This is a genomic window from Pseudochrobactrum sp. Wa41.01b-1, assembly GCF_019464455.1.
Lineage (GTDB): Bacteria > Pseudomonadota > Alphaproteobacteria > Rhizobiales > Rhizobiaceae > Pseudochrobactrum > Pseudochrobactrum saccharolyticum.
The window spans coordinates 1,568,279-1,592,500 of the sequence record NZ_CP080493.1 but is presented as its reverse complement, the minus strand read 5'-3'; the positions used below and the strand labels follow the sequence as shown (position 1 = coordinate 1,592,500).

Sequence of the window (24,222 nt, the reverse complement as noted above, 5' to 3'; positions counted from 1 at the left end):
TCTTTGCGCCGAAAATGTACCGGGGCTAAAGCCATACACCGAAGCTGTGGATGCACGTATGTGCGTGGTAGCGGAGCGTTCTGTAAGCCTGTGAAGGGATACTCGTGAGAGATCCTGGAGGTATCAGAAGTGAGAATGCTGACATGAGTAACGATAAAGAGTGTGAGAGACACTCTCGCCGAAAGTCCAAGGGTTCCTGCTTAAAGTTAATCTGAGCAGGGTTAGCCGGCCCCTAAGGCGAGGCCGAAAGGCGTAGTCGATGGGAACCACGTTAATATTCGTGGGCCTGTGGGTAGTGACGGATCGCGTGTGTTGTAAGGTCTTATTGGATTGATCTTGCAGCGAAGCGGTTCCAGGAAATAGCTCCCACATATAGACCGTACCCTAAACCGACACTGGTGGACTGGTAGAGTATACCAAGGCGCTTGAGAGAACTGCGTTGAAGGAACTCGGCAAATTGCACGCGTAACTTCGGAAGAAGCGTGACCCTTGTTTGCGCAAGCAGATGAGGGTGGCACAGACCAGGGGGTAGCGACTGTTTACCAAAAACACAGGGCTCTGCGAAGTCGCAAGACGACGTATAGGGTCTGACGCCTGCCCGGTGCTGGAAGGTTAAGAGGAGAGGTGCAAGCCTTGAATTGAAGCCCCAGTAAACGGCGGCCGTAACTATAACGGTCCTAAGGTAGCGAAATTCCTTGTCGGGTAAGTTCCGACCTGCACGAATGGCGTAACGACTTCCCCGCTGTCTCCAACGCAGACTCAGTGAAATTGAATTCCCCGTGAAGATGCGGGGTTCCTGCGGTTAGACGGAAAGACCCCGTGCACCTTTACTATAGCTTTACACTGGCATTTGTGGCGACATGTGTAGGATAGGTGGTAGACTTTGAAGCGGAGGCGCCAGCCTTCGTGGAGTCATCCTTGAAATACCACCCTTATCGTCATAGATGTCTAACTGCGACCCGTATATCCGGGTCCAGGACCGTGTATGGTGGGTAGTTTGACTGGGGCGGTCGCCTCCTAAAGAGTAACGGAGGCGCGCGATGGTGGGCTCAGAACGGTCGGAAATCGTTCGTCGAGTGCAATGGCATAAGCCCGCCTGACTGCAAGACAGACAAGTCGAGCAGAGACGAAAGTCGGTCATAGTGATCCGGTGGTCCCGTGTGGAAGGGCCATCGCTCAACGGATAAAAGGTACGCCGGGGATAACAGGCTGATGACCCCCAAGAGTCCATATCGACGGGGTTGTTTGGCACCTCGATGTCGACTCATCGCATCCTGGGGCTGGAGCAGGTCCCAAGGGTATGGCTGTTCGCCATTTAAAGCGGTACGTGAGTTGGGTTCAGAACGTCGTGAGACAGTTCGGTCCCTATCTGCCGTGGGTGTAGGAATATTGAAAGGATCTGTCCCTAGTACGAGAGGACCGGGATGGACGTATCTCTGGTGGATCTGTTGTCGTGCCAACGGCATAGCAGAGTAGCTATATACGGACTAGATAACCGCTGAAGGCATCTAAGCGGGAAACTAACCTTAAAACGAGTATTCCCTATCAGAGCCGTGGAAGACCACCACGTTGATAGGCCGGATGTGGAAGTGCAGTAATGCATGCAGCTGACCGGTACTAATAGCTCGATCGACTTGATTGTTCTCATTATCAATATCCATCAAGCTCATCCAATGGATGAGTTTGATAGTTTCTTCTCTCTCACGCCCTATTCACTTCGTGAATGGCTCCGAGAGGGCGGCCTAACGGCCGGCACGCAGTCGCGTGCTTAGAGACGGAACTGCGCTAATTACGCAGTGCACGAAAAATCCAGCTTCTTATTTGTTTCTGTGCCCTTTGCTGACCTGGTGGTTATGGCGGAGCGGCTGCACCCGATCCCATTCCGAACTCGGCCGTGAAACGCTCCAGCGCCAATGGTACTTTGTCTTAAGACACGGGAGAGTAGGTCGCTGCCAGGTCTGCAAATGGCACAGAAAACAAAAACATCTTCTCAAACATTCAGCGCTAAACGCGCAAATCAATCGCTTACCGATAAGACAATCTTCAAAGCAAATCTTAAGCGATCATATATCTAGGGTGGAGCGCCCGTTCGGCCTACAATCGATAATCAATCGATTGCTATACGGCCTCACCTCATCAGGCTACGCCTGACTTCGCTCCCGGGCTCAAAACCCGAAAATCTTTGACGCGGGGTGGAGCAGCCCGGTAGCTCGTCAGGCTCATAACCTGAAGGCCGCAGGTTCAAATCCTGCCCCCGCAACCAAATAAACAGCCCGCTCTTTGAGCGGGATTTTTTTTGTAACGGGTCGTAGATTTTAAGCCTAGTCAGAGGCCCGCAAGGAGGCAAAGCCGACAAAGCGGGAGACAAAACCACAAATCCTGCCCCCGCAACCAATCTTCCCTCAAAACAATTAAAACCACGATCCAGACGCCATTCCAATAGGCGCGTCAATGCATCCTCGATCAGCCCGTTCGAGCTAAAATCGATAAGCAATCGATTTTTTAACGCTCTCACCTCATCACACTCATAACCTGAAGGGTGAGCAGGAAAAGCAAGCGATACATTATCAATTGCACAACGAACGGGAAAAATCCCGTAAACAAAACCTATCCCCCCACACATCCCAAGCTCCGGCAGAAATGCGCGGGGCTTTTTTGTGTTTAAAACATGCGAATGAGAAAAACGGGGGAGGGGAAAGTGAACTTAGAAATTCACTTTTACTGATTATAAGCATTGCTATGGATCTGGGCAGTCGGATCAATTTTTAGTAATGAAATGATATTTGTAACCGTTCTACAAGAATGCGGAGTGCCTGAATGATTAAACTATTGTGTGCCGGTGTTCTTGTAAGCCTGATGTTGCCACTGGAAATGGCATCAGCTCAAACTTTTCGTGTTTGTCACGGTTATGATTGTTATTACCGAACCAAAGTGAAGTTAAGTTCAAAGGATGAGAGCCGTATCCGTAATCTGTTGCAAAAGGCTACTCGTAGCGCAAATGACGAGAGAAAAGCGTTGCGGATGGCTGTTGCAATATTCGAAGAACGGGGCACAGTAGTTATCAGTGTCCGTGACAAACCAAAAATGCAGTTCGGCAAAGCCCGCATTAAAGGCCAAATGGATTGTGTTGATGAATCGATCAACACGGATAATTTCCTACGATATTTGGAAACACGCGGTTGGTTAAAGCATCATACTGTCGCTAAACGAATGACGCGTGGTTCATTCATTGATGGCCGTTACCCGCATTGGACTGCGGTAATCAAAGATATGTCGGGTCAAAGTTGGGCGGTCGATTCCTGGTATGAGGCAGGTGGTGGAATGCCTGATATTATGCCGCTTCAGGAGTGGAAACGCCGTGGATATGGCGGCGAGCGTTAATCCCGCAGACATAAGTAGCACTGTAACCGGATACAGACAGCTAATGTGCAGAGATCATACAGATTTCTGCAATTCATTCCTTGCCATTGATAAAGACACTTATATTCTATGTGTGAATGAGTGACATATGGGGAATGAAATGACTCCGGAAGAAATTTTTGTATCGCCGCAATGGGTGAAAGAGCGTCAGAAATCAGGCGGTTTGAAAATTGTTGACGGTTCTTGGTATATGCCGGCGACAAAGCGCATCTGCGGTGAGGAATTTGAGCAGGTTCATATTCCGGGCGCAGTCTTCTTCGATCAGGATAAGATTGTCGATCCGAGCTCTTCTTTCCCGCATACTGTTCCGTCACCGGAAGTCTTCGCGGAAGCTGTGGGCAAGCTGGGCATCAGCGTTGATGATGAGATCGTCATCTATGAAACCGGTGATTTGTTTGCCGCGCCCCGCGTCTGGTGGCTGTTTCATATTATGGGCGTGCAAAAACTGCATATTCTGCGCGGTGGTATTGCTGCATGGCAGGCTGAGCGCTTTGAAACAGAGAGCGGTAAAGTCGCACCAGAGCCTGTTGCATTCAAACCGGTCTATGCCGGTGAAAAAGTTGTTTTCATTGAAGAAATGGTGCTGATTGCCAAACATGCAAAAGCACATATTACGGATGCCCGTTCGGCTGAACGGTTTACCGGTGCCGTACCAGAGCCGCGTGCGAATGTTCGTTCCGGCTCTATTCCCGGTTCTGTCAATGTGCCTTACGGATCGCTCGTAGAAGACGGCGCTTTCAAAGCGCTTGATACAATGAAGGTAATTTTTGAAGCGCAGGGCGTGAAAAAAGACAAACCGGTTGTAACAACCTGCGGCTCAGGTGTGACAGCCGCCGTGTTGTTTCTTGCACTCAATTTGCTGGGTTATGAAAATGTCCGTCTGTATGACGGTTCATGGACAGAATGGGGCACAGTGACCTGAGCGGTTTTTCTGCGTAAATGCCAGTTAATGGTATAATTTTCTTTGAATTTGCACCATAGAAAACTGTTGTTCTTGTAATTGGCTATGTTTTGGAACGTAAATATCGTGAATGCATGAAGTCATTGATCTGAATCAATGAGAAACATTCCTGACAGTCTCAGATGGAGGTGAAGAGACGACTCAGGAGTTCAACATGAAGCTTGTTAAAACACTGGTCCTATGTGGTCTGGGCTTGTTTGGCGCAAGCTATGCTATCGCAGTCACATCGCACCATTGGTACGCACCAAAACAGGAAGCTGACGTTAATATTCAGGATCCGGCACTGATTAAGCAAGGTGAATATCTTGCCCGTGCCGGTGACTGTATTGCTTGTCACACTGCACCCGGCGGCAAGGAATTTGCCGGTGGTCTGGGTATGCAGACACCGCTCGGCACGATTTATTCCACCAATATTACGCCGGATAAGAAAACCGGTATCGGCAATTACAGTTACGGCGATTTCGAGCGTGCTGTACGTCGTGGTGTGCGACCTGATGGCGTGGCGCTCTATCCGGCCATGCCTTATGTTTCCTATGTCGTTGTAAAAGATGACGATATCAAAGCGCTTTATGCATATTTCATGTCGCGCGTGGAAAAGGTTGAGCAGGAAAATCAGGCTTCCACTTTGCCTTGGCCGATGAATATGCGCTGGCCGCTGGCCTATTGGCAGCTCGCTTTTGCGCAGCCGCGTGAATTTACTTCGGCAACAGGTATGGATGCGATGATTGATCGTGGTGCCTATCTGGTCGAAGGTCTTGCTCATTGCGGCGCCTGCCATACACCGCGAGGTATCGGCTATCAGGAAACTGCGCTTAGCGATGACAAAAAGGGCAATTACCTGTCCGGCTCTGTTCTCGAAGGCTGGTATGCGAAGAACCTGCGTGATGAAGGCACCGGCCTTTCCACATGGACTGAAACCGAAATTACTGACTTCCTGAAAACCGGCCGTAATGATCGCACCGCCGCCTTTGGTGGTATGGCAGATGTGGTTGCTCATAGTACGCAATATCTGACGGATGACGATCTGACATCGATTGCCCGCTATCTGAAGAGCCTGCCTGCGCGTGACAGTCATCCGCAGCAATGGACACCGAAGCAAGATGTGACAACTGCAGCTCTGCGTGCCGGTGATTTCTCCGCTCCGGGTGCCGTTGGTTATGTGGATAATTGTGCGGCTTGTCACCGTCTGGATGGTCGTGGTGCGGAACGTGTTTTCCCTGCGCTTGCCGGTAATTCGATTGTTTTTGCGGAAGATCCGAGCTCACTGATCCAGCTGACACTGGATGGTGCAGCAATGGCTGATACGCCGCATGATCCGATGGTGTTCAAGATGCCGGGCTTTGCCCATCTCACCAACAAGGAAATCGCGGATATTCTGAACTTTATCCGTAACGGCTGGGGCAATCACGGCTCACATATCAAGGATAGCGATATTGCCCGCATGCGGCATCTGATTGAGCACAAGCCTGTGCATTATGTTCCGGAGGCAAAATAATGAGTAAGCAATTCTGGATCGGTACAGTTGCAGCCCTTGTCGTAACAATCGCAGCTGCAGGCGCAGGCTGGACATTTCTGGTGAAGCCGTCGCGTGTTGATGCACCGCCGCTGCCGACCTATGATGTGGTGGATGCAGAAGGCAAAGTCGTTGGCAAATATACGATCCCGAGCGATGATCTGATTGCCAAAGAACCGGATGCGGAAGCCATTATGTATGGTAAGCGCCTGCTCAATGAAACAGCCCGTTTACTGCCGGAAAATGTTGGTGCGGGGCTGAATTGTAACTCCTGTCATCTGGCGCAGGGCAAGCTGGATAAAGGCGCGCCTTATATTAACTCCTATAATTTCTATCCGCGGGTGATGCCGCGTGCGGGTAAGGAAGTTAATCTGGTGATGCGTATCAATGGCTGCTTCCAGCGTTCGATGAATGGTAAGCCGCTTGATCCGAAGTCCGAGGAAATGGGCGCTATGATTGCCTATATGAAATGGCTCGGTCAGGGATTGCCGAAAGAGCATATGGTGAAAGTGTCCGGTGCCGGCAAAATTGATGAGTCACTGGTGCCGGATCCTGTCAAAGGCAAGGCGATTTATGCAACCCAATGCGCCGTTTGTCATGGCAATGACGGTGAAGGCAAAAAAGATCAGTTCGGTGATTATGTCTTCCCGCCGCTTTGGGGCGATGACAGCTTTAACATCGGTGCGGGTATGGCACGTACCTATAAGGCAGCGGCATTTGTCAAATATAATATGCCGGTCAGCGTCCATCAGGACGGTATGCTCGGGCAGGGGGGCGTATTGACCGATCAGGAAGCGGTTGATGTGTCTGAATATTTCACACATATGCCGCGTCCGGATTTTGCCGGTAAGGTCAATGACTGGCCGAATGGCAAAAAGCCGAAAGATGCCCGCTATTAGGGCGCCGTGCGCCCCGTTGGGCGTGCAAAGGTCGCTCTACTCACGTGTGGTGCGTGATCGGAAAAGCCGGCAGCAAGAAATTGCTGCCGTTTTTTTGTTCTTGCTTGCTGGATATTTAGGTGACAAACAGATTTCTCATTCTGATCTGCTGCATTGTTGTGCGAAAACGTAAAATTTTGAGGTCCCGTGAATAAGCTGCTGCGAATTATTCTGATTGTTGTGATTGCTGCAATCGCTGTTGCCGGACAGCGTTGGTATAGTTATGTGACCAATACTACAGATCCGTTTGATGAGGTTGGGATTGATCTGCAATCCTATATGCCTGCACCGATCCGCCACTGGGGTTGCATGCAGCTGAAAAAGAATTTCGGCACAAAAACTTTGCCGCCTTATGGTTGTCAGTCACCGGATAACAGCACAAGCTGGATTGAAGGATAAGCCCTTCAGCAAGATACAAAAAAGGCGCGGACAGGTTATATTGTCCGCGCCTTTTTTGTTGTTATGCCGGATCAGCGCCAGCTGAGGAAATAATGTTCAACCCTGCCGATCATCCAGCTGGTAATCAGCCCCATGACGGAGAGGATAGTAACACCGGCAAACAGGCGCTCCAGATCATAGAGCGAACCGGCTTCCAGAATATAGGCGCCGACGCCATATTGCGCGCCGAGCATTTCGGCAGCAACCAGCAGAATAATGGCAATGGCGATGGAAACACGTAAGCCCGACAGAATGCCGGGCAGGGCACCGGGCAACACGATCTTGCGGATAATTGACCACCAGCGCAGGTTAAAACTTTGCCCCATGCGGATCAGGCTGCGATCCACATTATCAACCGCACCATAGGTTGCCACGACGGTCGGGGTGAAAGTACCGAATGCAATCAGCGCATATTTTGACATTTCATCAATGCCGAACCAGATCACAAACAGCGGCAGCAATGCAATTTTAGGGATCGGGAAAATAGCGGCGACAAGCGGTACCAGACCGGCACGGACATAGGAGAACAGTCCGATCATTGTGCCGAGCAGCACACCGGCGAAAATCCCCATCGAAGCGCCGACAATCAGCCGTTGCAATGATGGCAGCAGATGTTGCCAGAGCAGGCCGGTATCATAAAGTTGATAGAAAGTGCCCAGCACCGCAGAAGGGCGCGGCAAAGTCAGATTGGAAATAAAACCTGTGCGGGTGCCGATTTCAGCCAGTGCAATCAGGGCAATAAACAGCAAAGGCGCTATGAAACGTACTTTCACCGGTGCAAAACCGCCGCCGCGAAAGGGTACAGGACGGGTGATGATTGTCTGGTTATCTGATGGTTTTGTCATTTCAGCAGCTCCTGATCCGCAGCCATCGCTTCATCGCGCATAAGCGCCCATAGTTCCTGCTGCTTGGCATCCAGTACAGGGTCTGCGAGATGGCGCTGATCGAGAGGCGTGTCGATTGTCACTACCTGATTAATCCGCCCCGGACGGCGGGACAGCACCACAATCTTATGGCCGAGGCGCACGGCTTCAGCCAGATTATGGGTGACATAGACAGCAGTGAAAGGCTGGCGTGTCCAGAGCGATACCAGATCGTCCATCAGCAATTCCCGTGTCTGGCTGTCGAGTGCCGAGAGCGGCTCATCCATCAGCATGACATCAGGGCGCACAGCCAGTGCACGGGCAATGGCAACGCGCTGTTTCATGCCGCCGGAGAGCTGTTTTGGATAGGCATCGGTAAAATCCGAGAGACGGGTGCGTGCCAGCACATCACTGATGATTGCATCCATCTCTTTGGCGGATAATTTGTGATCTTCCAGTACCAGCCGGATATTACCGGCAACCGTGCGCCAAGGCAGCAATGCAAAATGCTGAAAAACATAGGTCAGCGGATTGAGAGAGGACGGAGAAGGTTCCCCGACTTGCAGAACCTGACCGGATGCCGGCTGTTCAAGACCGCCGATAAAACGGAGCAAAGTGGATTTGCCGCAACCGGATGGGCCGATCAGACAGACGATCTGCCCCTGATTGATCTCTAGCGTGATATCACGCAAAACTTCGACCTTGCCGTAATGGTGGCCGACATTTTTTAACAGCAAATCCATGCCAGTTTTTACTTCTTCTTGTCAGGGCGGCAGGGTTAAAGTGTATCCCGAAAAGTGTGAAGCGGTTTTCGGATAAGCTACACGTAATAACAAAAAGATAGAGTATTTCTATGAATTAAAACAAGCTAGAAATACTCGATCGCTACGGGCCCTGATATTTCGCGGAGGGGAGCCGGTTGAACAAAAGAACCGGCTCAGAATAGAAAATCAGATGGTTTTGACGTAGCTGGTGTCAAACAGCATTTCAGGGGTGATGGTGTCTTTTACCATCTTCTCGTCTTTGAACCAGTTGAGCTGTTCAGTGACAGAGGCAAGAGACAGGGCAAGACCCTTGTTGATACGCATTGCGCCATTGACCAGATTGGTTTTGGCCTGTTCGAACGGCAAATCCATTTCCACATATTTATGGGCGATTTTTGCAATCGCATCGACTTCTTCCGCAGAGGCGGTTTTGTCGACCAGAGCCGCATTGTAATCATCAATGGCTTTGGAATAAGCGCGGATGAAAGCCTCGGTTTTCGCCCGTTCTTCCGCAGCATTTTTGGTGGAAGTGAAAACAGTTGTCACCTGATAATCCGGCGCAACATCAGAGACCAGACCGATCTGCTTGGCTGCACCTTCTGCAATCATCTTCTTGGCAATGCTTGGCTGAATAGCCCATGCATCAATCTGGCCGGAAGTCAGAGCGCCGACAACAGCGCCGACCTTCTGCAACGGGCGCAGGGTGATTTCAGACAGCGGAATATTGTTAGCCTTGGCAATTTTGTAAGCCATGAAATGGAAGGACGAACCGGCGGTAGTAATGCCGAAGCTCTTGCCTGCTAGATGCTTAGGCTCGGTGAGGCCGGCTTCATAGGCTTTGTTTGAAGCAAGAATGATCTGGCCTGCGAGGCCTTTTTCTTCCTGCAAAGAACCGCCGATGACTTTTACAGCATTCTTTTCGGCCAGATTGATCAGGCCGCCGCTCATGGCTGTTACACCGTAATCAACATCACCACCTGCAATGGCTACGGCCATTGGCTGTGCGGCTTCAAAATATTTGAACTCCATATCGAGGTTTTCGGCTTTGAAATAACCGCGTTCCTGCGCGATGAAGCTTGGTGCCTGACTGGCAAGGCGGATAATACCGAGCACGGCTTTAACCTGTGTGCTTTCCGCTCTGGCACTTAAAGAAAAAGGAGCACCCAGCACAGTCATGGCACCGGCTGCACTGAGCCCTGCGAGAGTCTGACGGCGGGAGAGCTGGAATTTCTGCATCTGTTGATCCTTACCAAAAGCGGTCAGGTGTATTGTTATAAGCGACAATATCCGATGATCCGCTGTCCGTGCCCGACGCTTTATTACGCAAAGACATGGAATTTTTTGCAATGATTTCGTGCGTTCTTGTAGAGCAAATTCATCGGGATTTGAAGTTAAAAGCAGTCAGATAGCTGTTTGTTCCTCGTAATTGTGAACGGAAACAGCGATTTTAATTGCTGACCGGCATAAAAATTTTGAATGAGCTTTGTGGTGCAGGGACAGGCATAACAGATCTGTGAGGGCAGAGTCGTTGCATGCGCTTCTCATCTATGAGCGTGCAAAATGCTGTTTGTTAATATTAAACTGACATTTCTTATCGTGCTGCCCTGTTCGTGAAAATGTTGTTTGGTCACAAGGCAGACTCTGCGATACAAGATTATGTCAGGCGGGCTTTTGCTGGCAAGTCCGGATTTTTCCGGTTGCTATTGCCGCCTATGTCAGCGGGAGCGTTATCGTGTGCGGATTAGCAGGCTATGTCGGGCAGATAAAAACAGATCAGGCGCCGGAGATTTTACTGCGCCGCATGGCAGATGCCGTTGCTCATCGCGGCCCTGACGAGCAGGGCGCTGTTGTTTTGAATGGGGCAGGTCTGGCGCATAAGCGTTTGTCCATTGTCGGGATCAGCGACGGCCAGCAACCGATGACAATGGCCGATCAGCGATATGTGCTGGTTTTCAACGGCCAGATTTTCAATCATGCTGAATTGCGCCGCGATCTGGAAGCACAGGGCGCACAGTTTCGTACCCATAGCGATACGGAAGTGATCCTGCATCTTTATGCCCGTTATGGCACGGATTGCCTGCGCTTTATGAATGGTGATTTTGCCTTTGCTTTATGGGATGTGCAGTTAAAGCGCATGTTCATTGCCCGCGATCGTCTGGGTGTGCGTCCGCTTTTCTATACCCATGCGGACGGGGTGTTATATTTTGCTTCAGAGATCAAGGCATTGCTGCGCGTGCCACCAGTACAGGCGGAGCTTGATCCGGTTGCGCTGGATCAGATTTTTACGCTCTGGGCACCGGTTGCGCCGCGCACAGCCTTCCGCAATATCTATGAGCTTGAACCGGCGCATATGATGATCTGCGACGAAAACGGTATGAAAATGCAGCGTTACTGGACGCTGGATTATCCTGATCGGGATGATGCTGCCGTCATTCATGATGCAGATGCCGCCGCAGAAGAACTGGAAGCTTTGCTGCAGGATGCCACAAATCTGCGTATTCAGGCAGATGTGCCTGTCGGCACTTATCTTTCCGGCGGGTTGGATTCATCATTGATTGCTGCTTTTGCGCAGCCGCTGACAAAAGGTGAGCTGCATAGTTTTTCTGTGGGCTTCGAGCAGGCGGATTATGACGAAAGCCGCTACCAGAAAATGGTGGCGCAGGCATTGCACACAAAACATCATTCGATCTCCATTGCGGAAGATGATATTGCCGCTATTTTTCCCGATGTTATTCAGGCTGCCGAAGTGCCGCTGGTGCGCACCGCTCCGGCGCCGCTTTATCGTCTTGCACAATTGGTGCGGGAAAGCGGTATGAAGGCGGTCTTGACTGGTGAAGGCGCGGATGAGGTCTTTGCCGGCTATGATATTTTCCGCGAGGCAAAAGTCCGTCGTTTTTGCGCGCGGCAACCGCAATCGCACATCAGGCCGCAATTGTTTCGCAAGCTCTATCCTTATTTGCCCGGCTTAAAAGCACAGACACCGGAAACTCTGGCTGCGTTTTTCGGTATTCACGGTGCTGATCTGGCGGATCCGCTTTATTCGCACCGGCCGCGTTTTAAGGCGACAAGTGCTGCCAAATTGTTTTTCTCCGCTGGTCTGAAACGGGAACTCGGCGATTATGATGCGGGTGAGGAGCTGGCTTCCAAACTGCCGGAGCGGTTCGGGCACTGGCATGAGCTGCATCAGGCGCAATATCTGGAGTGTCGTTTTCTGCTGCCATCCTATATTCTCTCCAGTCAGGGGGATCGTATGGCTATGGCGCATGGTGTGGAAACGCGCTTTCCGTTTCTGGATTATCGCCTGTCTGAATTTGCAACAAGGCTGCATCCGTCGTTGAAGCTGCATGGGCTGACCGAGAAATATCTGCTGCGCCGTGTTGCAAAACAGCGTGTTCCGGCAGAGGTTTTACAGCGGCAGAAACAGCCTTATCGTGCACCGGACAGTCATTCTTTCACCGGAAAGGGTGAGAAGGAATATGTCCGCGATCTGATGAGTGAAAGCCGCATTGAGGAGAGCGGCTATTTTAACGCTAAAGCCGTATCTAAATTATACAATAAGAATAAAGAACAAGGTCTGACTGGTTTCCGTGACAATACAGCCTATGTCGGTGTGCTTTCTACACAAATATGGCTGAAAAAATTTACAGGTTTACTGAGTTAGTTCGGAAAATTTAAGAATCTTATAGACTTTACTGTCAAAGTTATGTGTTAAGACAGCGAATAAAGTATAGTATTTTACGGACTTCATTAGAGTATTCTCAGATTGTTGCTGTTGCAGCTCTGGGAGTGTCAGAAATGATCGAAACAGGATATGAGCATGAGTGATACAATCAAAGACCGCTTACGTGCGTTCATTATTGAAAATTTTCTTTTCGGCGACACAGATTATGCGCTGGAAGATGATGCATCGCTGATCGACAATGATGTGATGGATTCCACAGGCGTGCTGGAACTGATTGCTTTTATTGATGAGGCCTTCGGGATCAAAATGGCGGATGCAGATATTGTTCCGGCTAATCTCGACAGCCTGTCAAAAATCACTGCCTATGTAACTGCCCGCAAAGCTGCCTGATAGCAGGCACACTGTCCGATGATGCGTATCGAGAACCATCTTAAATTCCATGCACACAATACCGGTCACAAGACTGTGCTGGTAACCGGACAGGTGCGTCTTTCCTATGCGGAATTTAATGCCAAAGCCGAGGCTTTGGCGCATAGTCTGCGGGCGCAGAATGTGCAGCGCGGGGATCGCGTTGTCATTTTCATGGATAATTGCTGGCAGGCAGCGGTATCGGTTTTTGCTATTCTGAAGGCCGGCGCGGTTTTCACGCTGGTGAACCCGTCAACCAAAGCAGATAAGTTCGGTTATATCCTGAACGACTGCACACCCTCTGCTTTGCTGACACAGGCTAAATTATTGCCGGTGGTTGATGAGGCTGAGGCTTTTGCTGCAATACCGGCTTTGATTGCGGTTAAAGGCCCAAGCCGCTCCAAGCGTCCGCATCTGCTATTCGAGACTGCAGTTGAGCCGCAGGAAAATCAGGCTGAAATTATCAGCGGTGGCATTGATATTGATCTGGCCATGCTGATTTATACATCCGGTTCAACGGGGCGCCCCAAAGGCGTGATGATGACACATCGCAATATTGAGGCGGCGGCGACCTCTCTGACAGGACTGCTGAAAAACACAGCTGATGATATTATCCTCTCTGTATTGCCGCTGTCTTTCAATTACGGGCTGTATCAGTTGCTGATGACAGTAAAGATCGGCGCAACGCTGGTGCTGGAAAAGTCCTTTGCTTTTCCGCAGGCGGTGTTTGATATGATGCGCGCGGAGAAGGTAACCGGATTTCCTATCGTCCCGACAATGTCTGCGATTATGATGCAGATGCGTGATCTGACATCCGGTTTTCTGCCCGATCTGCGGTATGTTACCAACACTGCCGCACAATTGCCGGTGCCGCATATCGAGTTTCTGCAACGCGTTGTGCCGGATGCAGAAATTTATTCCATGTATGGCATGACAGAATGCAAACGCTGCACATGGTTGCCGCCGCATATGATCAGCGAGAAGCCGGAATCGGTAGGTATCGCACTGCCGAATAGCGAAGTCTATCTGGTCGATGAACAAGGCGGATCGGTACCTGTGGGTGAAGCCGGTGAAATGGTGATACGCGGGCCGAATGTGATGCAGGGCTACTGGAACAATCCCGAGGCCAGTGCTGCGGTGCTGAGAAGCGGGCGTAATCCGTGGGAAAAGGTTCTGCATACCGGTGATCTGCTGCGTATGGATGCAGACGGATATTATTATTTCGTCGGACGCAAGGACGACATCATCAAATCACGCGGAGAAAAAGTACCGCCGAAAGAGGTAGAGACTGTGCTTTACACGCATCCCGCTATTCGGGAGGCTGTTGTAGCCGGTGTACCTGATACAATGCTGGGGCAGGCGATCACCGCGATGGTGACCACCGCAGATGCAGAACTGACTGATAAGGAGATTATCCGGTTCTGCCGTCAGCATCTGGAAGATTATATGGTTCCGGTTTTTGTTCTGGTTACAGATGAATTGCCGCGAACGGATACAGGTAAAGTCAGCCGTCGTCTTGCGGCGGAAATATTGGCCAAACAATACAGGCAGTTTCAGGATGAATAAGATTCAAGAATTTTCTGCACAGACGATGGTGATTGATGCGGAAGCTGAGGTGGAGAAAATCACCGCTGCTTTACGTCGTCAGCTGCGCGGTCTGCGCCGCCGTGGTCTGGTTGTCGGTATTTCCGGCGGTATCGATTCCAGCGTGAGTACGGCACTGGCTGTACGCGCTGTTGATGCGGATAAAGTTTTTGGTATTTTTATGCCGGAAAATGATTCCGACCCGCTGTCACTGGCGCTGGGGCAGAAGCTTGCAGGCACCTTTGGCGTGCAGACAGTGATTGAGGATATCGGTCCTGCCTTGGCTGCTATGGGCTGCTATCGCCGCCGCGATGATTTTATCCGCTCGGTTGTGCCTGCTTACGGAGAGGGCTGGGCGTCGAAGCTGGTGATCAACAATGCTTCTGAAAATGGCGGCTATAATATTTCCTCGCTGGTGGTGCAGTCACCGGATGGTCAGCAGGAAAAAATCCGCCTGACACCGGAAGCCTATTTAGGCATCGTTGCTGCTACCAATATGAAGCAGCGTACCCGCAAACAGTTTGAATATTATCACGCGGATCGTCTGAATTTTGCGGTTGTCGGCACGCCGAACCGGTTGGAATACGATCAGGGCTTCTTCGTGAAGAATGGTGACGGTGCGGCGGATGTGAAGCCGATTGCCCATCTTTATAAGACGCAAGTCTATCAGCTTGCCGACTATCTGGGTGTGCCTGCAGAAATCCGTCAGCGTCCGCCGACAACGGATACTTTCTCGCTGGCGCAGACACAGGAGGAGTTCTACTTCTCCTTGCCATATAATCTGATGGATCTTTGCCTTTACGCGCTCAATCACAATATCAGCGCGGCAGATACAGCTAAAGCCACCAATCTGGGTGAGGATCAGGTGCAGCATGTCTGGGCGGATATTGCGGCTAAACGCAAAACCACCAAAGCGCTGCATGAGCCACCGCTCTTGGTTGAGCCGGTTAAGGACTTCCTGTCATAATGAGAAAGCCGCCTTTTCAGGCGGCTTTTTTTGTCAGAGTTTAAAGCGGATTGGCATAGAGCCTGTTCCAGAATTCTCCGGCAAGGCCGTTCAGTAAGGCTTTTCCTTCAACAAAAGGCGGCAATAAAGCCGGATCCTGCGCCCAGACCATTGTTGAACATAAATGGGTGAAAGCAATGCGTTTCCCGAGCATCGCTTCCATCAGATCCGGTTGTGTGCGTCCGCGAATGGCGACAGCGCCGTTGGAGGCTGCATGATGGATCAGCGTGTCAATCATCTGGCTTGCTGCTTTCGGGTCGCTGAAGAATTCCAGCACGCGCGCTGTTTTGCCAGACTCTAAGTGATAGAGAAAAAGGCCGAGATTTTTACCGGATTTAGTACCCGCTTTGACCATATAGGCCTTGCCATATTCAGGCTTTTGCACGGCATCTTCCAGACGGTCCAGCAATTGCTCCGTATTCCATTGCGGTCGGCAGGAAAAGCTTTGCGCGTAATGCTGGTAAAGTTCAGCAAATTCTGCTGCATCAATATTCGTGCAGGTCAGTTGCTGAGCTGTTGGCCAATCCGATGGTGTGGCTGACCAGCGCAGGCTTTTACCATGCATGGCATTGCGTTTGCGATCATCAAATTTGCGGGCGAAGGGTTGCAGCATTGCGAGAGGTTTGAGCTTGCTGCCTGCTATTTCTGTCATGAAGCTGAGCGGGCGAATAATCCGCAACCAGTCAAGGCTGTAATTGGTGAGCTGAACCGCATCCAATTTTTTCCAGATCGCTGCTGCAACCTCACTGGCTGTTTCAGTTATCATCAGATCATAACCGTCTTTTTGCAGGCTGCGCATCAGTTTGACACCACCCAGAGGATTATGCTGATGATCCTCAACCATCAATGTGCTGACAATGGCGGTGCGCAGTGTTTTATTGGTCGCCTCACAAAAATAATCAAAATAATTCACGCCGAGAAAGCCGCTGACATTGCCGTTTTTATCGAGCAGAACTTTGGAGGCTGGCACCGTCTCTCCGGCAAAACGGATATAAAGCCGCTGAAGATAGGCGATCAGTTCAGCAGACGGTTCCTTGTCGCTTTTCCGGAATATTTTTTGAAAAAGCTTAGCGACTACCGGTATATCCGCTTCTGCTAAGGATCGGATTTCAGTCATGGTCAGTTTATCCCGTCGTTAGAGTCTGACATTCTGCACATTCATCTGCGCATTATACCTGCTCTGCTTCCCGCTTCTGCTGCTGACAGCTGTCGCTTGGCTCTTGGTTGATAATCATACTATGCGGGAGAAACCCTTTAAAATCTTTTACTTAAATGTTGGGACTGACGAGCAGAAAATTGTGATGAAGATAAACTTGATTCTTTTTATCAAGTTTATTATTCCCGAGGCATAAGAGCGAAACTTACTCTTCAATTGCTGCTTTTCAAAACTTGTCATGATTATGCATGGCAGGACAGACGACGTCTGCCTGCCAAAGGGGGTACTATGTCTGTTGTCAGGCACTGTCTGCGCGCATCTTTTGCCGGTACGATTTTGAGCCTTACGGGTTTGAGCATTGCCGGTCTCGGGATTTTTACAGGTATAGCTGCGGCACAGCAGCGGGAAACAACCGCACAGGATGCGGCAAAAGATAAAGCTGCGGAGAGTGCCACACAGCTGCAAACAATTACAGTGACCGGTGGTCTGAATGGGCCTTTTGCTCAGGGTGACGGAATATATCGCACACCCGCACCAGTCAGTTCTGTCAGCAGTGATGCGCTGCAGGAGCGTTTTGGCGGCGATCCGCAAGCGGCATTGCGCTCTACCCCCGGTGTATTCACCCGTCAGCAATCCAGTCAGCCCGGCATTGAAGTGAATATTCGCGGGATGAGCGGTTTCGGCCGTGTGAATGCGATGATTGATGGTGTGCCGCAGACATTTCGCAATGTGGCAGGCCATGCTTCATCCGGCGGTACCTTGCTCTATGTGCAGCCGGAACTGCTCGGCGGCATTGATGTGAGCAAAGGTGCCGTAGGAGGCGCCGCCGGTATGGGGACTCTGAGCGGCGCCGCAAATTTCCGTACGCTTGATTTTGACGATATTGTTTTGCCGGGGCGTGATGTCGGCGTGCTGACACGCTGGAAAGCCGGAACTAACGGGTTCCGCGGCTCCGGTATGCTGGCAGGTGCCGCGCGTGCCAATCTGAACAATGATAAATCCAGCAATGTCAGTATTCTCGGTGCTTTTGCACGCACATCTTACGGTACATTTAAAAATGGTGACGGTGTTTATGTCGATAGCGGGCGCGATGCTACCAACCGTCCGGGTGGCGGGCTGATCAAATTTGAAATTGCACCATCCTCCGAGCATAATCTCAAACTTGGTGCGCGCTGGTATGAGAACCGGTTTACCTATGCCAATTACGAGCAGGATCTGAAGAACGCGTCTTACACTGCCAATTATGCCTATACGCCGGATGATAATGACTGGATCGATCTGAAGGTGAATGCCTATTATAACCGCACCAATATGGATTATGCGGCAACCGGCGGCAGCTATCGCGGACGTAAAACCGATAATCGCGGCTATGGTTTTGACATTTCCAATACCAGCAAAACAATGCTGAGTGATGATGTACAGCTCAAACTGTTCTATGGCGGGTCTTTTGGCAGCGATGAATATGTCATCAACAGATATCGCGGTGCGAACCCTCCGGGTAGCTTAAAGAAATCCAGCGGTTTTACCGACGCAACTTTGTCGTGGAATATTTTCACGCTGACCGGCGGTCTGCGTTACGATCACTGGAATGTTGAAGGTTATCAGCCGGCTTATGCGGCAGGCACAGGGGATTGTCCTGCTGGCGGACCTGTCTGCGGCAACAAGGATATTGAGCGCAGCAGCGGCAAATGGTTGCCGAAAGTCTCTCTGACCGCGCAGCCTTATGACGGGCTGGAGCTATATGCGACCTATGCCCATACTTTCCGCCCGCCGACAGTGCAGGAAATGTTCTTCTCGCTGATCCCGATCGGTGCAGGGCTCGGCAGTGGTATTGCCAATAATCTCAATCTTGAGCCGGAATATAGTAAAGGCTGGGATATCGGGGTGAACTTCACAGAAGACGGTTTACTGCGCAGCGATGACAAGTTCCGCCTGAAAACCGGTTTCTTCCACAATTCCATTGAGAATTTCGTCGTCAATGATTTTGTTAATGTGCCTAATCGCGGCCCGACAGCAATGTGGATCAACCGCCCGGGCATTACCAAAATGTATGGCTGGGAGATTGAAGGCAGTTACGATCTCGGCTTTTTCTATACCAATGTCTCTTATACCAAAGCCAAGACGGATCAGCCGATTGGTGAGGGTGCCGGTGCGGGGAATGGTGATGCCTTCATGATACCGGATCAGTATGGCACGCTTGATGCAGGTTTCCGTCTGTTTGACGAGAAGCTGACTTTGGGTGCGCAGGCACGTTATTTCGGCAAAAGCAGCTATGCCGGATTTGGTACAGATTTTGGCCAGAAATTCGCACTGCCAAGCTATATTCTCTATGATCTCTACGGTTCTTATAAGCTGAAGGAAAATGCGGAATTGTTCTTCTCGGTTGAGAATGTGGCCAATAAGAATTACCGCGTTGCTGTTTCCGGCCCATTGGGTGAGAATGAATATTCAGGAAAAGGCCGCAGCTTTATATTCGGTGCCAGTGCCAAATTCTGATCTTTGCCAGATAGTCTGATTACAAAAACCGCCGGACAAGTTCCGGCGGTTTTTTATTGTTTGAAGAGAAAATTTCACAGTTGCGTCAAAATAGCCAGTACGTCTTTTTTCAATGTTGCCTATGGTACGGGCATAAGGTTCGCTGGCAGCTTGCACATTGATTTTACAGGCTGTTTGAATTTTTCAGTGTGATTATTACACCGAACCATGCATGATGGAGCATCTGCTTCGGATAGGAAATTCTGCGGTGTCGCAAAGTGTATCCCCTTTAGCCCCGTTTAAACATAAAGCTTTTCGCTCTTTATGGACTGCAACGCTTGCTTCCAATCTTGGCGGGCTGATCCAGACAGTCGGTGCAGGCTGGATGATGACGACCATCGCGCAATCCTCCAATATGGTGGCGCTGGTACAGGCCTCCACCACTTTGCCGGTGATGTTTTTCTCGCTGTTTGCCGGTGCTCTGGCTGATAATTTTGACCGCCGCCGTATCATGCTGATTGCCCAGTTTATGATGTTGCTGGTGTCGCTGATGCTGGCGATTTTCGGCTATATGGGCTGGCTCACACCATGGCTTTTGCTGAGTTTTACATTCCTGATCGGCTGCGGCGGCGCTTTGCATAATCCGTCATGGCAGGCCTCGATGGGCGATATCGTGCCACGCTCTGATCTGCCGGGAGCGGTGGCGCTCAACAGCATGAGCTTTAATGCCATGCGTAGTATCGGCCCTGCGATCGGTGGTTTTATTGTGGCCGTTGCCGGTGCCGCTTTTGCGTTTATTATCAATGCTGTCAGCTATATTCCGTTGATTGTTGCGCTGCTGCGCTGGAAGCCGCAGGTGACGCAATCCACGCTGCCGCGTGAGACCTTTGGTCGTGCCGTTTCCGCCGGTCTTCGTTATGTTTCCATGTCACCCAATCTGATCAAGGTGATGTTTCGCGGCTTTCTTTTCGGCTTGTCAGCCATTGTTGTGCTGGCTTTGCTGCCGCTGGTTGCGCGTGATCTGGTACAGGGAACGGCGCTGACCTATGGTATTATGCTCGGCGCATTCGGCCTTGGTGCGATTGCCGGTGCATTCACCTCCGGTGAACTGCGCGAGAAATTCGCCAATGAAACCATTGTGCGCGGTGCGTTTATTGCTTTTGGTATCAGCGTTTATCTGCTGTCTTATAGTCATTCGGTTATTTTAAGCTGCCTGTTATTGCTGCCTGCCGGTGCGTCATGGGTGCTGGCTTTATCGCTGTTCAATGTGACTGTGCAATTGTCCACGCCGCGCTGGGTGGTGGGACGTGCTTTGGCGCTTTATCAGACCGCTACTTTTGGCGGCATGGCCGCTGGTAGCTGGCTCTGGGGTTCAGTGGCTGATGGTTACGGCCCTGAAACGGCTTTAAGCGTTGCAGCCTTCACGCTGGTTGGCGGTGCGCTGGTCGGTCTGGTGTTCAAACTGCCGGAATTCGACAAGCTCAATCTTGATCCGCTCAATTCGTTTTCCGAGCCGCAATTGCGTCTGGATATCCGTCCGCGCAGTGGTCCGATTATGGTGATGGTAGATTATCATATCGAACATCATAATGTTCATGCCTTTCTGGAAGCGATGGCCGCGCGCCGCCGTATCCGCATTCGTGACGGTGCACAGCAATGGGCATTGCTGCGCGATCTGGAAAATCCGGACATCTGGACAGAGACTTATCATGTGCCGACATGGGTGGAATATGTCCGCCATAATCAGCGCCGTACCTATGCGGATGCTGCAGTATCTGAGAAATTACTGTCGCTGCATAAAGGGCCGGAAAAGCCGCGCGTTCATCGTATGATCGAACGCCAGACTGTGCCTTTGCATGATGATATGCCGCTGAAACCGCATATTGAAATCACCTGATTGGGATGCCAGTCGAAAATTTAAAAACGCCGGTCTGGTCACCAGACCGGCGTTTTTTATTCGCATCTCTGTACTGGCCGGAATGAAATATTTTATGGCACCATGACAGAATGACGCCAGCATGATAAAACTATACTAATTATCTCATATTTTAACGTCGATAACAGGCGTATAGTTTATGAGGCAGATATGCAGATTGATATTCAGGATTTTCCGCTGGTACGGATGGATTATTCCGATGCAGGCCAGCAGGGTATTGAAGAAACATTGCAGATTTTTGAACAATGCCTGCAACGAAAACAAGCTTTTGTCTTTCTTGGCTGGGCTGCGGATTTTGACAAGGATCCGAACGAGAATGTGGCAGACCGGCGCGCCGTTTCTCTATGGATGAAACAGCATAAAGCCGAATTACGCGACTATGTGAAGGCGATGTATTATGTCGAACCAAGTGCAGTGAAGCGCTTAGCGGCGAAAGCTTTTTCGATCATTTACGGTAAGTTCTGGGGGCATCCGATGATTGTCACGGAGAGCCGTGATGAGGCTGTAAGACAGGCCTATGAACTTTTAGGATTATCATCAGAGTAACGGTGATTTTATGTTTTTCACGACAGATTTTCCTGATTATGCTTTGCCGGATCAGATCAACCGTCCCGTGGTGGTCATGGGCTTATCGATGGTTGTTGATGGCTGGGAGTTTCCGCGCCATTCCCATCGCAAGGCGCAGCTTTTATTCAGCGCCAGCGGTGTGGTGACAGTTGAAACGGATAGCGGTGTCTGGGTTGTGCCGCCGCAATGCGCAGTATGGATACCGGGCGGGTTATTTCATAAAGCCAGAAGCTCCGGAGAGGCGCGCGGTTTCGGTCTGTTTGTTGCGCCGGACGTTGTTGACGGTTTGCCGGAGACGTGTTGCAGCGTTTCCGTCTCGCCTTTGCTGCAAAGCCTGCTGGAAAAAGCTGCGGGCTTTGACCCCTGCTATAATGAAGACGGTGCAGAGGGCAGGCTCATCACTGTGTTGCTGGATGAATTGGTGGCTGCACCATTGGAGCAATTACATCTGCCGATACCGGCGGATATGCGCCTGCGAAAACTGACCGATATTTTGCTGGATGATCCGGCAAGCCATGCAACACTGGAAGAATGGGCGCATCGTATCGGCATGAGCGAGCGTAGTTTGAGCCGGTTGTTCAGTCATGAAACGGGCATGAGTGTCGGGCGCTGGCGGCGGCAATTACATGTGATAACCGGTGTGCAATTGCTCACACAAGGGCGGTCAATCCAGTCGGTGGCTTTTGATCTGGGCTATGAGAGTGCCGGTGCTTTTGTCACCATGTTCCGCAAAGCGGTCGGCACACCACCGGGGCGCTTTCTGGCCGAGCGGCGCTCGTCATGGAACCTGTTTCGCGGGGCCGTCTTACAGTAACCGTCAGAGCACTTTCAGTTTAGACAAATATTAAAAATGCTCTGACTAGTTATGATTTACGCGCATCTTATCCGAAAACCGCTTCACACTTTTCGGGATGTGCTCAAGTCCAGAAATAGCGGATCAGGTGGAAGAACACCGGTGCGGCGAAAACCAGACTATCGGCGCGATCCATCATGCCGCCATGGCCTTCAATCATATGTCCCCAGTCTTTAACACCGCGGTCACGTTTGATCGCGGATGCGACAAGGCCGCCGAAGAAACCCATAATACAGGCAATGGCTGCAAGCCCGCCTGCCTGTAGCGGGGAGAATGGTGTGAGCCATGAGAGCGCTGCCCCCAGCAAAGATGTGCTTGCGACACCGCCGATCAGGCCCTCCCATGTTTTGGACGGGGAGACTTTCGGCGAGATGCGGTGTTTTCCGAATAATTTGCCGAAGATATATTGCAGCACATCGCAGCCCTGAACCACGGCAATCAGAAAGGCGATCAGCAGCATTTGCCGGCCTTCAAAGCCTTCAATATGCAATGTGGCGAGAGCAGGCACATGGCTGATGCAATAGACAGAGAGCATAATGCCCCATTGCTGCTCGGAAATGCGCTCCAGAAACCGGCTGGTATTACCCCAAAGCGCTGTGAGCACCGACATAGCCAGAAACACATAAACAGGAATGAAGATGGAATAGAGCCCGTACCATTCCACCCAGACCAGATAATATTGCACCGGAATGACAATGAGGAAGGCACCGAGCAGCAGCCAGTGATCGCTGCGATGGGTATGAGTGAGGGTGACATATTCCCGAAGTGCTGCGAAAGAGACCAGTCCGAACAGAATGACAACGCCGGTCTTTCCAAACAGAAAAGCGATGCTGATCGCGGCAATCATAATCCACCACGCACGAATGCGGGCATTGATATTGCTGAGCGTGGAAGGCAATGGTTTGGCACTGCGCCAGCTGATTAATGCGGCAGCAAGGCTTGCCACAGATAACAGCACGACCAGTCCGATCAGCAGAAGATTGGTTTCTTCAGTCACGATGTTCTCCGTCGGAATGGGGGCTGAGTGTCAGCAAGGCATGTTGTGCACGGTGCAGAAAGTTTTTGCGCTCTTCATCCGGTTGCAATTGCAGCGGCGCACCGAAAATCACACGGCATAATAGCGGTACCGGCAGAAATGTGCCTTTTGGTAAAACACGGGACATATTCTCAATCCAGCAGGGCACCAGTTCCACATCCGGCCGCGCTTTGGCCAGATGATAGAGACCGGCGCGAAAACGCAGCAGCGGATCGTCTGTCATATTGCGGGTGCCTTCAGGAAAGAAAATAAGCGACTGGCCGCTGTCAATCGCGCGCAGCATCACCAGTAACGGGTCTTCACTGCGCTCAACCCAGTTACGCTCCACCAAAACTGTGCCGAGCAGCTGCGTGGCAATGAAGCGGCGCAGGCGGTTGCTGTTCCAGTAATCGGCACCGGCAACGGCGCGGGTTCTTGCGCGTTCGCCTAAGGGCAGTGAGGAGGACAACAGAATGAAGTCGCCATGGCTGGTGTGGTTAGCAAAATAAATGCGCTGTTTGCGGGACGGGACTGTGCCGCTCCAGATCGGACGCACGCCGGTAATGGCGCGGGAGAAAAAAGCCAGAACCATGCCGGAGAAAATCTGTAATACTGAATGCGAGTCCGGATCGGCCATGAAGAA

The 24,222-nt window shown here is 51.0% G+C and carries 19 protein-coding genes, 1 tRNA gene and 2 rRNA genes (1 of these 22 running past the window's edge); 16 read left to right on the top strand and 6 right to left on the bottom strand.

Annotated features, from left to right (window positions below; all coding sequences use genetic code 11):
• The 8 genes from K1X45_RS07450 to K1X45_RS07415 all read left to right on the top strand — a co-directional run.
• Nucleotides 1-1,642 (top strand): 23S ribosomal RNA (locus K1X45_RS07450) (it extends 1,166 nt beyond the left edge of the window).
• A gap of 201 nt (nt 1,643-1,843) precedes the next feature.
• Nucleotides 1,844-1,958: ribosomal RNA gene (gene rrf / locus K1X45_RS07445) — 5S ribosomal RNA — on the top strand.
• Between the two features lie 228 nt (nt 1,959-2,186).
• Nucleotides 2,187-2,263 (top strand) — tRNA-Met (locus tag K1X45_RS07440).
• A gap of 554 nt (nt 2,264-2,817) precedes the next feature.
• On the top strand, nt 2,818-3,381 hold the full coding sequence (locus K1X45_RS07435) for a hypothetical protein (protein ID WP_255560876.1): 564 nt from the start codon (nt 2,818-2,820) through the stop codon (nt 3,379-3,381).
• 127 nt (nt 3,382-3,508) lie between these two features.
• Nucleotides 3,509-4,342 (top strand): 3-mercaptopyruvate sulfurtransferase, encoded by an 834-nt coding sequence (gene sseA, locus K1X45_RS07430; RefSeq protein ID WP_255560874.1) that lies wholly within the window; start codon nt 3,509-3,511, stop codon nt 4,340-4,342.
• Nucleotides 4,343-4,535: 193 nt separating this feature from the next.
• Entirely contained in the window at nt 4,536-5,876 is a 1,341-nt protein-coding gene (locus K1X45_RS07425) for a cytochrome c (protein ID WP_220160268.1), read from the top strand.
• Nucleotides 5,876-6,793, top strand: a complete 918-nt coding sequence (locus K1X45_RS07420; protein ID WP_220160267.1) for a c-type cytochrome — start codon at nt 5,876-5,878, stop codon at nt 6,791-6,793. The genes K1X45_RS07425 and K1X45_RS07420 overlap by 1 nt, the downstream gene beginning before the upstream one ends.
• A gap of 186 nt (nt 6,794-6,979) precedes the next feature.
• Nucleotides 6,980-7,231, top strand: a complete 252-nt coding sequence (locus K1X45_RS07415) for a hypothetical protein (protein ID WP_220160266.1) — start codon at nt 6,980-6,982, stop codon at nt 7,229-7,231.
• A 71-nt stretch (nt 7,232-7,302) separates the two neighbouring features.
• On the opposite strand, the gene K1X45_RS07410 is transcribed toward K1X45_RS07415, so the two are convergent.
• The 3 genes from K1X45_RS07410 to K1X45_RS07400 all read right to left on the bottom strand — a co-directional run bounded on the left by K1X45_RS07410 (nt 7,303) and on the right by K1X45_RS07400 (nt 10,133).
• Nucleotides 7,303-8,115: an ABC transporter permease gene (locus K1X45_RS07410; protein WP_213599036.1), complete on the bottom strand. Its 813-nt coding sequence runs from the start codon at nt 8,113-8,115 to the stop codon at nt 7,303-7,305.
• Nucleotides 8,112-8,876 carry an ABC transporter ATP-binding protein gene (locus tag K1X45_RS07405; RefSeq protein ID WP_220160265.1) on the bottom strand — a complete coding sequence of 255 codons (765 nt, stop codon included), beginning with the start codon at nt 8,874-8,876 and terminating at the stop codon, nt 8,112-8,114. The genes K1X45_RS07410 and K1X45_RS07405 overlap by 4 nt, the downstream gene beginning before the upstream one ends.
• 207 nt (nt 8,877-9,083) lie before the next feature.
• Nucleotides 9,084-10,133 (bottom strand): ABC transporter substrate-binding protein, encoded by a 1,050-nt coding sequence (locus K1X45_RS07400; protein WP_022710623.1) that lies wholly within the window; start codon nt 10,131-10,133, stop codon nt 9,084-9,086.
• Nucleotides 10,134-10,629: 496 nt separating this feature from the next.
• On the opposite strand from K1X45_RS07400, the gene asnB reads away from it, so the two are divergent.
• The 4 genes from asnB (at nt 10,630) to nadE (ending at nt 15,538) form a co-directional block, all read left to right on the top strand.
• Nucleotides 10,630-12,558, top strand: coding sequence for an asparagine synthase (glutamine-hydrolyzing) (gene asnB / locus K1X45_RS07395; protein ID WP_213599032.1), 1,929 nt, complete (start codon nt 10,630-10,632; stop codon nt 12,556-12,558).
• 156 nt (nt 12,559-12,714) lie between these two features.
• Nucleotides 12,715-12,969 carry an acyl carrier protein gene (locus tag K1X45_RS07390; protein ID WP_022710621.1) on the top strand — a complete coding sequence of 85 codons (255 nt, stop codon included), beginning with the start codon at nt 12,715-12,717 and terminating at the stop codon, nt 12,967-12,969.
• Nucleotides 12,970-12,990: 21 nt separating this feature from the next.
• Nucleotides 12,991-14,553: a class I adenylate-forming enzyme family protein gene (locus tag K1X45_RS07385; protein WP_220160419.1), complete on the top strand. Its 1,563-nt coding sequence runs from the start codon at nt 12,991-12,993 to the stop codon at nt 14,551-14,553.
• On the top strand, nt 14,546-15,538 hold the full coding sequence (nadE, locus tag K1X45_RS07380; protein ID WP_220160264.1) for an NAD(+) synthase: 993 nt from the start codon (nt 14,546-14,548) through the stop codon (nt 15,536-15,538). Before K1X45_RS07385 ends, nadE begins: the two co-directional genes overlap by 8 nt.
• Nucleotides 15,539-15,578: 40 nt before the next feature.
• On the opposite strand, the gene K1X45_RS07375 is transcribed toward nadE, so the two are convergent.
• Nucleotides 15,579-16,694, bottom strand: coding sequence for a hypothetical protein (locus K1X45_RS07375; RefSeq protein ID WP_220160263.1), 1,116 nt, complete (start codon nt 16,692-16,694; stop codon nt 15,579-15,581).
• 327 nt (nt 16,695-17,021) lie between these two features.
• Between K1X45_RS07375 and K1X45_RS07370 the strand changes: the two genes are divergently transcribed.
• The 4 genes from K1X45_RS07370 to K1X45_RS07355 all read left to right on the top strand — a co-directional run bounded on the left by K1X45_RS07370 (nt 17,022) and on the right by K1X45_RS07355 (nt 22,525).
• On the top strand, nt 17,022-19,229 hold the full coding sequence (locus K1X45_RS07370; protein WP_220160262.1) for a TonB-dependent receptor domain-containing protein: 2,208 nt from the start codon (nt 17,022-17,024) through the stop codon (nt 19,227-19,229).
• A gap of 247 nt (nt 19,230-19,476) precedes the next feature.
• Complete coding sequence (locus K1X45_RS07365; RefSeq protein WP_213599024.1) at nt 19,477-21,105, top strand: MFS transporter; 1,629 nt, start codon at nt 19,477-19,479, stop codon at nt 21,103-21,105.
• A gap of 189 nt (nt 21,106-21,294) precedes the next feature.
• On the top strand, nt 21,295-21,690 hold the full coding sequence (locus K1X45_RS07360; protein WP_220160261.1) for a hypothetical protein: 396 nt from the start codon (nt 21,295-21,297) through the stop codon (nt 21,688-21,690).
• Nucleotides 21,691-21,700: 10 nt separating this feature from the next.
• On the top strand, nt 21,701-22,525 hold the full coding sequence (locus K1X45_RS07355) for a helix-turn-helix domain-containing protein (RefSeq protein WP_220160260.1): 825 nt from the start codon (nt 21,701-21,703) through the stop codon (nt 22,523-22,525).
• A 103-nt stretch (nt 22,526-22,628) separates the two neighbouring features.
• Here the strand turns inward: K1X45_RS07355 and K1X45_RS07350 are convergent, their stop codons facing one another.
• Together K1X45_RS07350 and K1X45_RS07345 are read right to left on the bottom strand one after the other, a co-directional pair.
• Nucleotides 22,629-23,561, bottom strand: a complete 933-nt coding sequence (locus tag K1X45_RS07350) for a phosphatidate cytidylyltransferase (RefSeq protein WP_220160259.1) — start codon at nt 23,559-23,561, stop codon at nt 22,629-22,631.
• The gene (locus tag K1X45_RS07345) at nt 23,554-24,216 is read right to left on the bottom strand and encodes a 1-acyl-sn-glycerol-3-phosphate acyltransferase (RefSeq protein ID WP_220160258.1); all 663 of its coding nucleotides are present in this window, start codon (nt 24,214-24,216) and stop codon (nt 23,554-23,556) included. Before K1X45_RS07345 ends, K1X45_RS07350 begins: the two co-directional genes overlap by 8 nt.
• Nucleotides 24,217-24,222: the final 6 nt, after the last annotated feature.

Excerpts from the sequence above, each read along its gene's own strand:
- sseA (WP_255560874.1), top strand. The coding sequence starts at position 3,509 with ATGGGGAATGAAATGACTCCGGAAGAAATTTTTGTATCGCCGCAATGG.
- K1X45_RS07425 (WP_220160268.1), top strand. The coding sequence starts at position 4,536 with ATGAAGCTTGTTAAAACACTGGTCCTATGTGGTCTGGGCTTGTTTGGC.
- K1X45_RS07410 (WP_213599036.1), bottom strand. The coding sequence starts at position 8,115 with ATGACAAAACCATCAGATAACCAGACAATCATCACCCGTCCTGTACCC.
- K1X45_RS07375 (WP_220160263.1), bottom strand. The coding sequence starts at position 16,694 with ATGACTGAAATCCGATCCTTAGCAGAAGCGGATATACCGGTAGTCGCT.
- K1X45_RS07405 (WP_220160265.1), bottom strand. The coding sequence starts at position 8,876 with ATGGATTTGCTGTTAAAAAATGTCGGCCACCATTACGGCAAGGTCGAA.
- K1X45_RS07390 (WP_022710621.1), top strand. The coding sequence starts at position 12,715 with ATGAGTGATACAATCAAAGACCGCTTACGTGCGTTCATTATTGAAAAT.
- K1X45_RS07345 (WP_220160258.1), bottom strand. The coding sequence starts at position 24,216 with ATGGCCGATCCGGACTCGCATTCAGTATTACAGATTTTCTCCGGCATG.
- K1X45_RS07400 (WP_022710623.1), bottom strand. The coding sequence starts at position 10,133 with ATGCAGAAATTCCAGCTCTCCCGCCGTCAGACTCTCGCAGGGCTCAGT.
- K1X45_RS07355 (WP_220160260.1), top strand. The coding sequence starts at position 21,701 with ATGTTTTTCACGACAGATTTTCCTGATTATGCTTTGCCGGATCAGATC.
- K1X45_RS07385 (WP_220160419.1), top strand. The coding sequence starts at position 12,991 with ATGCGTATCGAGAACCATCTTAAATTCCATGCACACAATACCGGTCAC.
- K1X45_RS07370 (WP_220160262.1), top strand. The coding sequence starts at position 17,022 with ATGTCTGTTGTCAGGCACTGTCTGCGCGCATCTTTTGCCGGTACGATT.
- K1X45_RS07360 (WP_220160261.1), top strand. The coding sequence starts at position 21,295 with ATGCAGATTGATATTCAGGATTTTCCGCTGGTACGGATGGATTATTCC.
- K1X45_RS07420 (WP_220160267.1), top strand. The coding sequence starts at position 5,876 with ATGAGTAAGCAATTCTGGATCGGTACAGTTGCAGCCCTTGTCGTAACA.
- K1X45_RS07435 (WP_255560876.1), top strand. The coding sequence starts at position 2,818 with ATGATTAAACTATTGTGTGCCGGTGTTCTTGTAAGCCTGATGTTGCCA.
- nadE (WP_220160264.1), top strand. The coding sequence starts at position 14,546 with ATGAATAAGATTCAAGAATTTTCTGCACAGACGATGGTGATTGATGCG.